This window comes from Flavobacterium psychraquaticum (assembly GCF_034497725.1).
GTDB classification, from domain to species: domain Bacteria; phylum Bacteroidota; class Bacteroidia; order Flavobacteriales; family Flavobacteriaceae; genus Flavobacterium; species Flavobacterium psychraquaticum.
This window is the reverse complement of record NZ_JAXKVR010000024.1, coordinates 120,396-137,304: the sequence shown is the minus strand read 5'-3', so window position 1 is coordinate 137,304 and position 16,909 is coordinate 120,396. Positions and strand designations below refer to the sequence as shown.

Here is a 16,909-nt window from a genome sequence, read left to right as displayed (position 1 = left end):
TTTTATAGGGTGCAATTTACGAATTTAATAATTTTAATCCCCTCAAAACTACTTAAAAAAAATCCTTTATAAAAAAAGGCATTATATTTGCGTATAAGATTTTTAAATAAAAAAAATTATGAAGAAAATAGTAGTGAGTTTAGTCGCTTTTAGTTTATTTGGATGTGCAGAAATGCAACAAGTAATGGATCAATTGCCACAAGGAACCGGAGTTTTGAGTCAAGCTGAAATTGAAAGTGGATTAAAAGAAGCTTTGAACAATGGAATTACCAAGCAAGTTTCTAAATTAACTGCTACCGACGGTTTTTACAGAAATGAAGCTGTTAAAATTTTCTTGCCTGAAGAATTAAAAGTAGTTGATAAAAAATTACGTCAAATTGGTTTAAGCAAATTAGCGGATGAAGGTTTAAAAGTAATCAATCGTGCTGCGGAAGATGCAGTTAAAGAAGCTACTCCAATCTTTGTTGATGCGGTGAAACAAATGTCATTTAACGATGCAAAAAACATTTTGTTAGGAAACGATAGTTCAGCAACTAATTATTTACAAAACACCACAACAACTTCATTGCAAGCGAAATTTACTCCGGTTATTCAGAGTTCATATACTAGAGTTGGAGCAGATAAAGTTTGGAGTGAAATCATCACCAAATATAACAGTCTTCCTTTAGTGAAAAAAGTAAATCCAAATTTAACGGAATATACTACAAGCAAAGCTATGGAAGGTGTTTTCAAAATGATAGCAGTTGAAGAAAAAGACATTAGAACAAATCTTAATGCTAGAAGCTCTAATTTATTGAAAAAAGTTTTCGCACTGCAAGATGGAAAACAATAATCTAAAAATTTAACAATCAACAACATAAGAATAACATATTCTTAACATTGGACAAAAAATAACTTCCGATATTTGCACTGTAATAAAGATAGTTTTTTCTCGTTTGGTTAGAGTTAGTTAGATAAATCACTCCGTCGAAAGTCGGAGTTTTTTTGTTTATATAAGATAAGTTATCGCTTTAAATATGCAATTACTGATTCATTAAAAACCAAAGCTTGTTCGACATTTACCACGTGTCCCGAGTTTTGAATTACTATTAATTCAGCAGTTTTTGTATGAATTGAAACCACTTGCCTTACTGAAGGTAAAAACATATAATCTTCTTCACCCATTACATATAAAGTAGGAATATCTAATTCTACTTGTCGGAACCAACGCAAAACCAGATTAATTTCGGCCGTAAGCTTAAACCATTTGATAAATTCCTTTTGATATAACTTCTTGGCTTCATTAATAAATAACAAGCGAGAATTTTTATGATTCTTTTTAGGCATAATCACAAAAGCAAAAAATTTATACAATACTAAATAAGGTAAAACGTATTTAAAAGTATTTCCTAATCGCATTAAAACCTGTGAACGGAAATTCATTTTTAAAATAGCACCTCCCAGAATCATTGTCTTCACGCGTTCAGGATGCATTTCGGCCAATTGGCGAATTACTATTGAACCTAGGGAAATTCCAACAAAATGCGATGTTTCAATCTTTAGATGATCAATCACTTCTTTTATATCTATGGCAATAGATTCAAATGTATATTTTTGTTTGAACGCCTCTTTTATTTGTTGATTTGAATTGCCATGACCTCTTAAATCTAACAATAAGACATTGAAATGTTTCTGAAAATCACGAATTTGTTTAAACCAAATAGACGAACTCCCTCCTGCTCCGTGAACAAAAGTGACCCATTCCGAACTGGATTCGTTGTTATATATAGTATAAGATATCAAATTTTCAATTTTGGTCAAATATACGTTTTTACCATCGAGTGCAAAACTAAACACTTCTTAAATTTAAATTTCCGCATAATCGTTTCATTTGTTTTGTAATTACGAATAAAAAAGAGACTCATCGTAAATTATTTCAAAAAACACATTTTAGAAAAACCCCACAAAAGCACACAAACCACTTATAATCAAAGAATTGCTTAAAAATTACTCTAACATCAGTTGTAATTGTATAAACATTATGCAAATTCTTGTAACAATTGTGCACACTATAGGTTGGATATTTGTACCATAATAATAATTATAAAAAAACAAACACTATGAAAAACGTAACAACAAAAGTAGCAACCCTTGTAGTCTTATTAATGACCTCTATGTCATTTGCACAAGAAACAAGTAGCACAGACGACAGAGATCAATTAAAATTTGGTATTAAAGCCGGAGTCAACTTCTCTAACGTTTATGATGAGGAAGGAGATGATTTCGTAGCTGACGGAAAAACAGGATTAGCCGCGGGTGCTTTCGTTTCTATTCCCTTAGGTAAATTTTTTGGTATTCAACCAGAGGTAATGTATTCTCAAAAAGGATTTAAAAGTAGTGGTGATGTTTTAGGAATTGATTACGACTATAAAGTAACTTCATCTTACTTAGACATTCCAGTATTATTGCAAGTTAAACCATCTCAATATTTTACTATTGTAGCTGGTCCTCAATTTTCTTACTTATTAGATACTAAGTATGAATTAAACGGGAACTCTACAATAGATGAAGAAGAAATCAACGGCGATAATTACAAAAAAGGAGTTTTTGGAGCTGTGGTTGGGGTTGATTTCAATTATCAAAATTTTGTCTTAGGAACAAGATTAGGTTGGGATGTAAGTAAAACTAATGAAGATGGTGATACAAACTCACCACGTTACAAAAATAAAGTTATTCAAGTTTCTTTAGGATATAGATTCTAATCCTTATTGAAATGCTATAAAAATATTCAAAAATGTTGTAACAAGGAAAAATGCTATAATTAGTAGCTTTGTTACAACATTTTAATAGAGTACAAATTAAAAAAATTAGAAATGGAAGCTAAAATTGGATTACCAAAAAAAGATTTAACCAAATCTATTGACAACTTAACACTTTTGTTAGCCAACGAAATGTTATTGTATGTGAAAACGAGAAAGTTTCATTGGAACATCGCAGGAAACAGCTTTATGGAATTGCATAAATTGTTTGAAAGCCATTATGATTTACTTGCAAAAACAGCAGATGAAGTAGCAGAACGAATTAGTGCTCTAGGCGGAAAAGCCATTGGGAGTATGCAAGACTTTATTAAACACGGTCAAATTGAAGAAAATACAGAATCTTCAAATACGCAAAAACAAATGTTAGATGAGCTATTGACCAATCACGAAACAGTGATGATTCAAATTAGAAAATCAATTGATGAAGTTGGAGAGCAAACGGATGACGTTGTAACTGAAGATTTTTTAACAGGAATACTAAAGATTCATGAAGATATTTCATGGCAATTACGAAAATATTCAAATTAATTATTAACTTTAAATTATACTATTATGAACACTACAGGATTAAAAGGAAAATGGAACGAAGTTAAAGGTAAATTAAAACAAGAATTTGCAGATTTAACAGATGATGATTTGCTTTACGAAGAAGGTAAAGAAGATGAATTATATGGTAGACTTCAACAAAAAGTTGGAAAAACCAAAGATGAAGTAAAAAAAATGATTGCTGATATGTAATATCTAGTATCATTTTAAGAGAAGGAGTTTTTTATACTATAGAAAGCTCCTTTTTTTTAAATTAAAAAGAACCGAATGGAAAATAAAACAAAACCACACCTTGCACTTGATTTTTTTGTAGTGATAGCCGTAGTATTTACTGCCTATATGCTAAAAGGAATTTTAGTACCATTATTGATTTCAATTATCTTGAGTGTGCTAATTTTTCCGGTAGTGTATTTTTTGGAGCGAAAACTTAGATTCAATAGGATTTTTTCGGCTACGTTTTCGGTGCTTTTCTTGTGTATGGCAATATTAGCGGTCTTCACATTTATTGGTGTTCAATTTAATGAAATTATATCCAAAAGTGATACTTATATTTCCCAGATCGAAAAGAAAATGAAACCGCTAATTCATAAAGCTGAAGTATCAACCGGAATTAAAACGGACAAAATTATTGAATCAGAAAATATGAAGATGGAGAAAGTGGTGGAAAACAATTTCTCTAACATCACTGGTTTTCTTATGGCCTCTGGTGGTTTTTTTGGCAATATGATTGTTGTGCCGCTTTACATGTTTTTCTTTCTTTTATATCGAAAATTCTTCATCAGTTTTATCTATAGCTTATGTGAGAAACGTTGTTCTAAAGAAGATGCTAAAGTAATTCTTACGAAACTTTATGATGTACAACAAAACTATTTAGTAGGATTAATCACCGTAATGTTCATCGTTGGTGTGTTAAATTCTGCTGGTTTGTTATTGTTAGGAATAGATTTTCCGTTTTTCTTTGGATTTTTGTGCGCCTTGCTCCTATTAATTCCGTACATCGGAATATTAATTGGCTCGCTTTTACCGGCTTTAGTGGCATTTGCAACCAAAGACTCTTATTGGTACGCATTTGGCGTAGTCGCTATTTTTAGTTTTATACAAATTTTAGAAGGTAATATAATTACGCCAAAAATTACAGGGTCAAAAGTGAGTGTTAATGCATTTGTATCAATCCTTTCTTTTGTAGTTTTTGCAATGCTTTGGGGAACTTCAGGAATGATTTTAGCCTTACCCATTACCGCAAGTTTAAAAGTTTTATTTGATCACTCGGCAAGATTTCAAGTTTATGGCTTTTTGTTAGGAGAACCAACTGATGAATTTCTAAAAAGCAGGGCAAGAAGAAGATTGAAAATTTGGAAACAACTTAGAAAAGAAAAAAATAAGTAAGAATAGTAAGGTAATTGTTTTAGATAAATAATAGCACTATGGATTTAAAATCTAATGAACCTTTTTGGTTGGTAAAAAACGGAATGCCGCACTCCTATCCTTCGTTAACTGCAAATATTGAAACCGATATTTTAATAATTGGTGCAGGAATTACAGGAAGTTTAATCGCTCATCAATGCATAAAAGAGGGCTACAAAACTACTATAATTGATCGAAGAGACGTTGCTAACGGAAGTACTTCTGCTACCACCTCAATGTTACAATATGAAATTGACGTTCCCTTATACAAATTGAAAACATTAATTGGTAATGATGCAGCAACAGCAAGTTACAAAGCCTGTTTAGCATCTCTTTCAAAATTGGAAGAAATTACTAAAGAAATCAATTCTAATTGTGGTTTTAAAAAGAAAGAATCCTTGTATTTTGCGTCTTATAAAAAAGATGTTCCTTGGTTAAAGCAAGAATATGAAGCTCGAAAAAAAGAAGGATTTGATGTCAAATGGTTAGAAGCAGAAGCTATTGAACAGAAATACGAAATTAAAAATTCATTTGGAGGCATTTTATCAAAAGATGGCGCTAGTATCGACGCTTATACTTTATGCCACGAACTACTAAACTTCAATTCAAAAAAAGGTTTGGCTGTTTATGACAAAACAGCAATAAAAGACACTACTTATAATTCAAAAGGAATTCAAGTAATTACGGAAGATCATTATGTGATTTCTGCTAAGAAAATCATTTACTGCAATGGATTTGAAGGGACTCAGCTAATAAAAGAACATATTGCGAACTTACTAGCCACTTATGCTTTAGTTTGTGAACAAAATTTAGAAATTCCAAAAAAAATAACAAATACATTAGTTTGGAACACGGCGCAACCTTATCTTTACCTACGCACAACCGATGATAATCGTTTGTTGATTGGTGGTGAAGATATTAAATTTACTACCGGTAAGAAAAGAGATCAACTGCTTACTTATAAAACCAGTAGATTAGAAAAAAAATTGAAAAAGATATTACCAGATTATTCCTTTAAGACAGATTATTCCTGGGCAGGAACATTTGCTGAAACGAAAGATGGTTTACCTTATATCGGTGAACATTCTGATTTCAAAAACACGTTATTTGTACTTGGTTTTGGTGGTAATGGAATTACTTTTTCGGTACTAGGAATGGATATAATTTCTGATTTACTAAAAGGCAAAAAAAACAAATTAGCGGAATATTTCAGATTTGAAAGATAATTTTTACATGAACAATCTGTATGCAAAAAGATAAAGTAAAAAAAGTAGCACTAAAATTAACAAAAATTCTATTGTGGATCATTGGTTCCGTAATAGGATTATTTTTATTATTGGTAATTGCATTACAAATTCCGATGGTGCAAAATTTTGCAAAAGATCAAGCCATTTCATTTCTTCAAACTAAAATCAACACTAAAGTATCCTTAGGAAGAATTGAGATTGGTTTACCCAAAAATATCATCCTAGAAGAAGTTTATTTCGAAGATCAACAAAAAGACACTTTGCTTTATGGAAAGAAGATTGTTGCGAACATCAGCTTATTCAAATTATTAAGTAATGAATTAGAAATAAATTCTGTAAACCTTAACGGAATTACTGCAAACGTTACTAAAACAAAAGAAGGAATCTTCAATTTTGATTATATTCTTGATGCTTTTGCTTCTAAAGAACCCCCTAAAAAAGACGAAAAACCAATGGTGATTTCAGTCTCTAAAATTGTTTTGGATGATATAAAAGTAGTGTTTGACGATGCCGTTTCTAAAAACGATTTCTCCGTTAAATTGAAACATTTCGATACAAAAGTAAAGAAATTCGATTTGGATAATTTATCTTTTGATGTGCCTAAAATAAAAATAGACGGTTTAAAATTGCAATTAAATCAAGGAATTGCCGAAGCTACTTCTAAATCAACCAAAGCGATTAAGGAAGAAGTAAACAACAGGCCTTTTAGCATTTCCAACGAACACACAGCACTTACTGACATTGACGTTACTTACAAACAAGAAAACTCAAAATTTGATACACGAATTAAACTAAAAGAATTAAAAGTTGATTTTAAGGAAATAGATTTAAGGCATCAAAAAATTAAAATTAAAAAACTCTACCTAAATGAAACAGAAGGAACTGTATTTTTAGGAAAAAATGAACAACAAAACATCGCCAATCAAAAAGAAGAAAATACTGAAGGTACTTCTTGGGAAATTGAGGCAGAGCAAATAAAATTAACCAAAGTAGATTTCAAATTCGATGATGAAAGCAGAAAAAAATCTTTGAAAGGAATTGATTATTCCCATTTAGATTTAACGAATTTGAATCTTGACGCTGATAATTTAAAATATACTTCAACTTTAACTTCTGGAAAATTGAATTCATTTTCAGTACAAGACAAAAGCGGTTTGATTGTGGAAGATTTGAAAACTGATTTTTATTATTCTACCAGTGTAGCTTATTTAAAAAACTTGTACTTTAAAACGCCTAAAACTGAAATTAAGGACGAACTAATCGCAAATTATACCAATATTAAAACATTAGGTAAAGATTTAGAGCAACTAAGTGTAAAAGCATCTTTAAAAAACAGCAAAGTTGCGGTTAGTGACATTTTAATTTTTGTGCCAGAACTTGAAAATACAAAGCCATTCCGTTCGAATAAAAATGCAATCCTTAAAATTGATGGTTTAGTTTACGGTAAGTTAAACGATTTAAACATTCCTAATTTAGAAGTTAGCGGTATTGGAACTACTTATGCTTCAATTTCAGGAACGGTTAAGGGATTGCCTAGAGCTGAGAATGCTTTTTACGACATTACTATTAAAAACATAAAAACTACTGCAAAAGACATTTATAGTTTGGTACCAAATGGAACGATTCCAAACACGATTCAATTGCCAACACAAATTGCTACTAAAGGAACATTCAAAGGAAAAATTTCAGATTTTGATGTAAATCTTTTGGTAAACAGTTCCATGGGAAATGCCAAAGTAGAAGGTAATTTTGACCAAACTATAAAAGACAAAGAAAAATATAACGCAAAAGCTTGGTTAGATGAGTTTGACTTGGGTGCACTTCTACAGAATAAAAGTTTAGGAAAATTATCTGTTCAAGCCGATGTGAAAGGTTATGGATTGAATCCGAAAACGGCAAATGCAACCATAAATTCAACTATTACAAAAGCGGAATTTAATAAATATGCTTACCAAGATATTACTGTAAACGGAAAATTAGAAAATGGAGTTTACGAAGCGAAAATTGATTCCAACGATGAAAATCTAAAATTCAATTTAGTTTCTAATGGTGGATTTGAAGGCAAATACCCTTCTCTGAAATTGCGTTTAAATTTAGATATTGCCGATTTAAGAAAATTGAATCTTCACGCCGGTTATCTTAAATTAAAAGGCGATGTTGATGCCGATTTTGATCAACTAGACCTAGACAATTTAAACGGAAAACTGAGCATTTCTAATACATTGGTAGTTTTAGAAAACGAACAATTTCCATTAGACACTTTGAATTTAATTGCGATTAATACACCCGAAAAAAATAGTTTCAAACTAGAATCTCAATTTACAAATGTGGAATTGGATGGAAAGTTTAAAATCTCACAACTTCAAGACGCATTGCTAAATTCGATTTCGAATTATTATGATTTAAACGTTACAAAAACAGCAAAAACGGAACCGCAACAATTAGATTTCAAAATTCAGTTGAAAGATGAACCTCTAATTAAAAAATTGGTTCCGGGATTAAAAAATATGTCGGGTATTTTATTCGAAGGGAAATACAATTCTGAAAACGACACCCTTCAAATAAATGGATTAATTCCAAAAATTGATTACAACGGAAATATTCTTACGAATGCTGTACTAAAAATAGAAAAAAAAGAAAATGCTTTGGTCTATAGCTTTATCGTAGATGATTTAAAAAATACGTCTTTCCAATTGCCTTATACTAATTTTTCTGGTAAAGTAGAAGACAATACTATTGATTACGTGTTGCAATTGAAAGATATCAAAGATGTAGAACGCTATTTATTAGCAGGAACACTTAAAACAGTCAATGGAAATTCTGAAATTGCTTTCATCAATGACAACTTGAAATTGAATTATGAGAAGTGGACTATTGCTGACAATAATATAATAAAAATGGGTGCAAACGGCATTTATATTAATGATTTCCTTTTAACAAATGGTGCTAATGAATTTGCTGTGAATTCTGAAAATGAAAAACCAAACGCACCAATAAATGTTGATTTTAAAGACTTTAATTTAAGCACACTTACAAATATTGTAGCGAGTGATTTTGAAGTTGGTGGTAAAATTAATGGAAGTACACAAATTACAAATTTGAAAACTTCACCTATTTTTGTAGCAGATTTGGCCATTGAAAATTTTGCAATTAAACAAGATACTGTTGGGAATTTAAAAATAAAAATCGATAATAAAACGGCTAGCATTTACAATGCTTCGGTAGCAATAACAGGTTACGACAATTTAGTAAATCTAGATGGGAATTATCAAGTTGGAAGTGGAACTTTCGATTTAAAACTAGCCATCGAGAAATTTAATATGAAGAGCATTCAAGCTTTTACTTTTGGGAATTTAACAGAAAGTACTGGTTTTTTAAATGGAAATCTAGCTATTACAGGAACTGCCAGTCAGCCTGATATTCTAGGAATAATCAACTTTAATGAAGTTGGTTTTGGTGTTAAAACATTGAACACAAAATTCAAACTACCAAGTGACAAAATTGAATTTAGAAACAAACAAATCGTATTTAAAAGCTTCAAACTTCAAGATGAAAACAATAATGATTTAGTTTTGGATGGCGTAATCAATAGTGCTGATTTTTCAAATTTAGGCTTAGATTTATCTTTAGTAGCTAATAATTTCAACCCCATTCGTTCGACCGAAAAAGACAATGATTTGTTTTATGGCGAATTGTATTTAGACAATGATATTCGAATTAAAGGCACTTTAAATAGTCCTGTTATTGATGGATCTGTCAAGATCAATAAGGATACAAAATTCTCTGTTGTTTTGCCGCAAACAGAACCTTCGATTGCAGACCGTGAAGGCGTTGTTGAGTTTATTGACCAAGATCAACCCATTTTATATGATCCTTCAAAAGAAACTAAAAAATTAAGCCAAACTGCAGTTACGGGTATTGAAGCATCGGTAAATATTGAAGTAGATAAAGATGCTGAGATTTCAATTGTAATTGATAAAGCTAATGGTGATTTCTTGCAATTAAAAGGCGAAGCAGAATTAACAGGTGGCATTGATGCTTCCGGAAAAACTTCCTTGACCGGAAAATATGAGTTTTCTGGAGGTTCTTATGAAATGAGTTTTAATTTAATCAAACGTAAATTTGATATAAAACCCGGAAGTTATATTCTTTGGAAAGGTGAGCCAACATTAGCCGATGTTCGCGTAACCGCAATTTATAAAGCCGATGTTGCACCAATAGACTTAGTAGCTGATCAACTTGGAACAGTTACGCCAGAAGTTAGAAATACATACAAACAAAAAATTCCTTTCGAAACCGAGCTAAAAATGGACGGTGAATTGTTGCAACCAAAAATTACTTTCGACATTATTTTACCCGAAGGAAACAATAGTGTTTCGGCAGATGTAATCAATACTACCAAAGCTAAGTTGGCACAAATAAGACAACAAGAAGATGCCTTAAACAAACAAGTTTTTGCACTTTTATTATTAGGAAGATTCATTGGCGAGAATCCTTTTGAGAGTGAAGTGGGTGGTTTTAGTGCTTCTTCCCTAGCCCGCCAAAGTGCTAGTAAAATTTTATCACAGCAATTAAACAACTTAGCAGGTGATTTAATTAGTGGTGTGGAATTGGATTTCGACTTGCAATCTACGGAAGATTACACTTCTGGAATTAAAGAAAATAGAACCGATTTAAAAGTTGGTTTGTCTAAAAAATTATTGAACGATCGCTTAAAAGTCTCTATTGGTAGTAATATTGGATTGGAAGGCACACCAAGAGAAAACGAAGAAGCTAGCAGAATTGCAGGCGACCTATCGGCAGATTATCTGTTATCTAAAGACGGAAGGTATAAATTGAGAGCATATCGGAAAAATAATTATCAAGTTGCATTGCAAGGTCAAGTGATTGAAACTGGGGTAGCTTTTATAATTACTATGGACTATGATAAATTTGATGAACTTTTTCACAGAATTAAAAAAAACAAACCTGTCACTAAAAAACAATAAGATGAAATATTACAAACTTCTTATCTTAATGGTTTTCATAGCCCTTATTTCTTCTTGTACTGGTTTAAAAGCGGTGCCTGAAGGTGATTTTTTATACACAGGTGCGAAAGTAAAAATTGAAGATAAAAACATTTCTAAACGCGAAAAAAATGCAGTTAAAGATGAAGTAAAGCAGTTATTGATTCCAAAACCAAATAAATCTATTTTTGGAATACGACCTTCTTTATTTTTTTACAATCTAGCAGGAGATGTTAAAAAGGAAAAAGGATTTAGACATTGGCTCAAATACAAATTAGGTAAAGAACCTGTGCTTTTTAGTAAAGTAGATTTGGATTATAACTCCGATATTATTCAAAATTATGTGGAGAATATAGGTTACTTTAACGCTACAACTATTGCTGATTCTATTAGTAAAGAAAAAAAAGCAAAAGCGAACTATAAAGTTACTTTAAGAAAAAGATATACCATCAAATCGATAAGTTATCCAACAGATTCAACAGTACTTTCTCGTGAAATTAGCAAAGCAATGGATAAAACTTTACTAAAAGTTGGTAAACCTTATAACCTTCAATTCATCAAAAACGAACGTTCAAGAATTGATATACGTTTAAAAGAGCAAGGGTTTTTCTATTTTGATGCTGATTACATTTTAGTTCAGGTAGATTCTACAGTTTCTAATCATCAAGTCGATTTGATTCTGAAAGTAAAGAATGAAATTCCGGCTGTAGCCCAAAAACAATATCGCATTAATGACATTATAATTTATCCAAATTTCACTATTAATGACACACTAAATAACAATAAGGATTCTGCTTTCGTTTACAATGATTTTAAGATATATGATCGAGAAAAAATGTTTAAACCTAAAATTTATGATCGCACTTTGTACTTTCATAAAGACGATTTATACAATAGAACCAATCACAATTTATCTTTAAATCGGTTGGTTACTTTAGGAACTTTCAAATTTGTAAAGAATCAATTTACCGTTGTAGAAGGAAAAGATGGTTACTTGGATGCGACTTATTATTTGACCCCTTTACCAAGAAAATCAATTCGATTAGAAGTATTAGCCAAGACGAATTCTGCCAACTACAATGGTTCTGAAATTAATATGAATTGGAGCAATCGAAATGCTTTTAGAGGTGCCGAACTTTTTACACTGAGTACATTTTTAGGAATTGAAACCCAATTTTCAGGACAGTATAAGGGATTTAATGTGTATCGCTATGGTGGTGAAGCTAGTTTAATTTGGCCCAGATTTATTGTGCCTTTCAAAATAACATCTGCCAGTGGCTTTGTACCTAGAACAAAATTAAATTTGTTCTACGAAAACCAAGTACGTACAAAATTATATCATTTAAATACCTTTAAAGGCTCATTTGGTTACCTCTGGAAAGAAAGCGAACGCAAAGAACACGAATTAAAATTAACAGAAATTACTTATGTGAACTCTAGTAGTGTTTCTGATTTGTACAAAGAACAAATTGCAATTAATTCTTCTTTAGAAAAGGTAATTGAAGAGCAACTTATTTTTGGACCTTCTTATTCTTATACCTTTACAAATACAATGCAAAAACAAAAGAAACACACTTTCTATTTTAAAGGTAGTTTAGATTTCTCTGGGAATTTTGCAGGTCTAGTTATGGGAGCGAACTCTAGTGTAGATCAGAAAGAAATATTAGGCGTTACCTTCAGTCAATTTACAAAATTAGAAACTGATTTTAGGCATTATCTTAATTTAGGAGGCGAATTACAACTTGCCAGTAGAGCGATAATAGGAATTGGTTATGCTTATGGAAATTCAAAAGAACTCCCTTATATCAAACAGTTTTTTGTAGGAGGAACCAATAGTGTTCGAGCTTTCAGAGCACGTTCTATTGGTCCTGGAATATTTATTGAAAGCAATCCAAATAATAATTTTGTACCTGATCAATCTGGAGATATTAAAATAGAATTTAACACAGAACTTCGTGGGAAAATTTATAATTTCATCAAAGGAGCCGTTTTTGTTGATGCGGGAAACATTTGGCTTTTAAATGAAAATTCAAATAAACCAGGTGCACAAATTAACAGTAAATTTATGGAACAATTAGCCATCGGAACCGGAGTTGGTTTGCGTTTTGATTTTTCGTTTTTAGTGTTAAGAACTGATTTAGCTTTTCCATTAAAATATCCTACTTCCAAGGATTTTAATAATTTCGCACCCTTAGATAAAACGTGGCGAAAAGATAATTTGATGTTTAATTTAGCTATTGGTTATCCTTTCTAAGCACAATAATCAACTTTTAATATTCTAATTTTACTTTCAAAATCTTATAATTATATAAACAATTCAAAAAATTGCATAAATTAAAAACATAATACTGTTATAGCTTTGTTAAGACATCTTATAACAGTTTATTATGAAAAAAAACGACGCAATTCCTTCCCCATTATATGTCTTCGAAAGTTTTAAAAAGAAGTTTACTGACTTTCTAATTAAAATTGCAGATGTAATGGCTTTTTTAAAACTTATTCTTAAAAATACGTTTGTTAAAAGCTTCGAATGGCAAGAGTTTTTCAAACAATGTTTCGTTATTGGAAACAAATCTGCAGGGTTAATTTCAATTACAGGAATTATCATTGGATTGGTTTTAACAATTCAATCTCGTCCACCATTAGTTGAGTTTGGTGCCGTTACTATGCTTCCAGGAATGGTTGCTGTTTCATTAATTAGAGAAATGGGACCCGTTATCACAGCCTTAATTTGTGCTGGAAAAATAGGCTCGAGTATGGGAGCCGAATTGGGTTCAATGCGCGTTACCGAACAAATTGATGCTATGGAAGTTTCCAACGCAAATCCGATAAAATATTTAGTAGTTCCGCGCGTATTAGCGGCAACTGTGATGATTCCGATTTTGACTTTATATGCTGATGTAATTGGTATTTTTGGAAGTTGGATTGGTGTTAATATTAAAGACGATGTGAGTTTAGTGCTTTTTGTGAATCAAGCCTTTGCTTCCGTGGAATTTATTGATATTATTCCGGCTGTAATTAAATCGTTTTTCTTTGGTGCTGTAATTGGAATTGTTGGATGTTATAAAGGATATAACGCCGAAAGAGGAACAGAAAGTGTAGGAGTTGCAGCAAACTCAGCAGTTGTAACAGGATCATTATTAGTAATTATCGTGGATTTAGTTGCGGTACAAATAACTGATTTATTATGATAAACGACGACAAAAAAGTATTAATAGACATTCAAGATGTGACTAAAAGTTTTGGTAGTAATGAAGTGCTTAAAGGTGTTACCTTACAACTTTACGAAAATGAAAACTTAGTAGTTTTAGGAAAATCAGGATGTGGAAAATCGGTTTTAATTAAATGCATTGTTAACTTATTAGAAGTTGATTCTGGCATTATTAAGGTAATTGATTTAGAAGTTAACAACGAAAATGAAGAAGAATTAATGGCTATTAGAGAAAAAATTGGCTTTCTATTTCAAGGTGCTGCTTTGTATGATTCCATGACTGTTAGAGAAAATTTGACTTTTCCGTTAACCCGAAGTAAAAAGAAAATTACTGTGGACAATATAGAAGCAAAAATTATTGAAGCGCTCGAAAATGTTAGTCTTCCGGATGCGATCGATAAGATGCCTTCTGAACTTTCTGGGGGTATGAAGAAAAGAATTGGTTTAGCAAGAACCTTAATTAACAATCCGAAAATCTTGTTATATGACGAACCAACTACGGGTTTAGACCCCATAACATCAGACGAAATTAGCGATTTGATTAACACAACTAAAGAAAAATATAAAACCTCATCCATTATTATTTCGCACGATATTAGATGTGTGAAAGCCGTTGCCGACCGAATAATTATGCTCAAAGATGGAGCTGTTTATAAAGAAGGAACTTTGCAAGAATTTGAAGCAGATCAAGACACCTATATTAAATCATTTTTTAAATAAAATAACATGGAAAACACTAACACAAATTATAAGAAAAAATTAGGTCTGTTTGTATTAATAGGACTTTTATTCTTTTTTGGAATTATTTTCTTAATTGGAAGACAACAAAATTTATTTACTTCCGAAATAAAAATATCTACTACTTTTCACAATGCAAGTGGCTTGAAAGTTGGAAATTCTGTTCGCTTTTCGGGAATTAATATTGGAACCGTAAATGAAATAGAGATCATCAACGATTCAACAGTAAAAGTTGCAATGAGCATTAAAGACGACACCAAAAAATTTATAAAAACCGATAGTAAAGCCTCAATTAGTTCGGAAGGTGTCATTGGCGATAAAATCTTAGTAATATCACAAGGTAGTTCTAATTTAAAATCGATTAAAGATGGTCAGAAAATTGGTTCTTTTGAGCCTGTAGAATTTAGTGATGTTATTGCTAGTATAAAAGTTACAGCTGAAAATGCGGAACTAGTTACCGATGAATTAGCTACTTTATTGATTGAAATTAATGAAGGTGAAGGAACTTTAGGTCGATTAATAAATGACGAATCAATGGCAAATAATCTAGATGCTACGATGGAAAATTTGAGAAAAAGTTCTAAAGGGTTAAACGAAAATATGGAAGCTGCTAAGCATAATTTCTTATTAAGAGGTTATTTTAAAAAGAAAGAAAGAGCAAAAGAAAGAGCTGAAAAAGAAGCTAAGCAATTAGCAGAAAAAGAAGCAGCAGAAAAAAAATCTAAAAAGTGATTCTAACAACAATATGAAATCTACTGTATTTTTAGTAATTTAGTTTTTTCTAAATAAATCTTACTAAATTTACACGAAAACTTCCCTATGAAAGCATTTATTAAATTTGACATAAACGTTTTAACAAAAAAATTACTGGAGTATTTAATAACTCCTTTTGGTATTAAATTTCGAATTATAGGATTTGGTGAAATTGAATTTTTAGAAAAAGTTTCACAAGAAAAAATTGATGAAATGACACTTATTTTGAATGAATATGGTATTGAAATCATTGAAAATCAAAAAAGTATTCTAGTGCAAAAAATAAAAGATACCATATCAGAACTCGTTAATTGCGAAGAACCGTTAGCTGTTAAAAGTTCGGTTTATCTTGCTGAAAAATTAGATCATAGTTATGGTTATTTGTCCAATCTTTTTTCTGAGATCACTTACACATCGATAGAAAATTATATAATTATTCAAAAAATAGAATTGGCAAAAAACATGATTATTAACAATCAAATGACTTTAACTGAAATTGCCTATAAATTAAATTATTCGAGTGTGGCTCATTTAAGCACCCAATTTAAAAACATTACTGGAATTACGCCATCGGCATTTCAAAGAATAGTAATGAAGCGCAGAGAAATAGCTATCAAAAACCTTTAAAAAAAACATTTATGCAGAAAGAATTTATGATCATAACCCTTGCAGATGATGATGTCGATGATCGTCTTTTTTTTGAAGACGCTTTTGATGAATTAAAAATAAATACAAGCGTTTCTACTTGCAATGACGGCGTAGAATTAATGGAATATCTTACCAATCCCGAAACAATTTTACCTAATATATTATTTTTAGATTTAAATATGCCACGCAAAAATGGTTTTGAATGTTTACTAGAAATTAGAGCAGATAAAAAGTTCGACGATATTGCAATTGCAATCTACTCCACCTCTTCTAGCGAAGATGATATTGAAAATACTTTTGTGCACGGCGCCAATATTTACATCAAAAAGCCAAGCGACTTTAACACCTTGAAAAAAGTATTGTCGGAAGTAGTGACTCTGAACTGGCAATATCATACTTCCGGGTTAAACAAAGATAATTTTTTACTACGATTATGATTAAATTAATAAACACTTTCAATTCCCGGCTTTTTCTAAATATTGCTTTTGTAATTTCATTAGCTTCCATTTTTTTTACGGCTTCTATTACCTATAAACATATTGTTGACCTTAATAAATC

General features: G+C 31.0%; 14 protein-coding genes. 13 read left to right on the top strand and 1 reads right to left on the bottom strand.

From position 1 onward, the window contains the following. Positions 1 to 118 precede the first annotated feature (118 nt). Positions 119 to 832, top strand: a complete 714-nt coding sequence (locus tag T1L09_RS03955; protein WP_322549648.1) for a DUF4197 domain-containing protein — start codon at positions 119 to 121, stop codon at positions 830 to 832. 170 nt (positions 833 to 1,002) lie between these two features. Here T1L09_RS03955 and T1L09_RS03950 read toward each other — a convergent pair whose 3' ends face one another. Further along, on the bottom strand, positions 1,003 to 1,782 hold the full coding sequence (locus tag T1L09_RS03950) for an alpha/beta fold hydrolase (RefSeq protein WP_322549647.1): 780 nt from the start codon (positions 1,780 to 1,782) through the stop codon (positions 1,003 to 1,005). A gap of 317 nt (positions 1,783 to 2,099) precedes the next feature. Between T1L09_RS03950 and T1L09_RS03945 the strand changes: the two genes are divergently transcribed. The 12 genes from T1L09_RS03945 to T1L09_RS03890 all read left to right on the top strand — a co-directional run bounded on the left by T1L09_RS03945 (position 2,100) and on the right by T1L09_RS03890 (position 16,788). Further along, the gene (locus tag T1L09_RS03945; RefSeq protein ID WP_322549646.1) at positions 2,100 to 2,741 is read left to right on the top strand and encodes a porin family protein; all 642 of its coding nucleotides are present in this window, start codon (positions 2,100 to 2,102) and stop codon (positions 2,739 to 2,741) included. A gap of 111 nt (positions 2,742 to 2,852) precedes the next feature. Then, positions 2,853 to 3,326 carry a Dps family protein gene (locus T1L09_RS03940; RefSeq protein WP_322549645.1) on the top strand — a complete coding sequence of 158 codons (474 nt, stop codon included), beginning with the start codon at positions 2,853 to 2,855 and terminating at the stop codon, positions 3,324 to 3,326. Positions 3,327 to 3,350: 24 nt separating this feature from the next. Further along, a complete protein-coding gene (locus T1L09_RS03935) occupies positions 3,351 to 3,536 on the top strand; it encodes a CsbD family protein (RefSeq protein ID WP_322549644.1) in 186 nt (61 codons plus the stop codon). Between the two features lie 75 nt (positions 3,537 to 3,611). Next, on the top strand, positions 3,612 to 4,730 hold the full coding sequence (locus T1L09_RS03930) for an AI-2E family transporter (protein ID WP_322549643.1): 1,119 nt from the start codon (positions 3,612 to 3,614) through the stop codon (positions 4,728 to 4,730). A gap of 38 nt (positions 4,731 to 4,768) precedes the next feature. Next, positions 4,769 to 5,974, top strand: coding sequence for an NAD(P)/FAD-dependent oxidoreductase (locus T1L09_RS03925; RefSeq protein ID WP_322549642.1), 1,206 nt, complete (start codon positions 4,769 to 4,771; stop codon positions 5,972 to 5,974). A 20-nt stretch (positions 5,975 to 5,994) separates the two neighbouring features. Next, complete coding sequence (locus tag T1L09_RS03920) at positions 5,995 to 10,983, top strand: translocation/assembly module TamB domain-containing protein (protein ID WP_322549641.1); 4,989 nt, start codon at positions 5,995 to 5,997, stop codon at positions 10,981 to 10,983. 1 nt (position 10,984) lies between these two features. Beyond that, entirely contained in the window at positions 10,985 to 13,255 is a 2,271-nt protein-coding gene (gene tamL / locus T1L09_RS03915; RefSeq protein WP_322549640.1) for a translocation and assembly module lipoprotein TamL, read from the top strand. A gap of 133 nt (positions 13,256 to 13,388) precedes the next feature. After that, on the top strand, positions 13,389 to 14,192 hold the full coding sequence (locus T1L09_RS03910) for an MlaE family ABC transporter permease (protein WP_322549639.1): 804 nt from the start codon (positions 13,389 to 13,391) through the stop codon (positions 14,190 to 14,192). After that, on the top strand, positions 14,189 to 14,932 hold the full coding sequence (locus tag T1L09_RS03905) for an ABC transporter ATP-binding protein (RefSeq protein WP_322549638.1): 744 nt from the start codon (positions 14,189 to 14,191) through the stop codon (positions 14,930 to 14,932). The genes T1L09_RS03910 and T1L09_RS03905 overlap by 4 nt, the downstream gene beginning before the upstream one ends. A gap of 6 nt (positions 14,933 to 14,938) precedes the next feature. After that, positions 14,939 to 15,682, top strand: coding sequence for an MlaD family protein (locus T1L09_RS03900; RefSeq protein ID WP_322549637.1), 744 nt, complete (start codon positions 14,939 to 14,941; stop codon positions 15,680 to 15,682). A gap of 87 nt (positions 15,683 to 15,769) precedes the next feature. Beyond that, positions 15,770 to 16,330, top strand: a complete 561-nt coding sequence (locus tag T1L09_RS03895) for a helix-turn-helix domain-containing protein (protein ID WP_322549636.1) — start codon at positions 15,770 to 15,772, stop codon at positions 16,328 to 16,330. 11 nt (positions 16,331 to 16,341) lie between these two features. Continuing rightward, complete coding sequence (locus T1L09_RS03890; protein ID WP_322549635.1) at positions 16,342 to 16,788, top strand: response regulator; 447 nt, start codon at positions 16,342 to 16,344, stop codon at positions 16,786 to 16,788. Positions 16,789 to 16,909 lie beyond the last annotated feature (121 nt).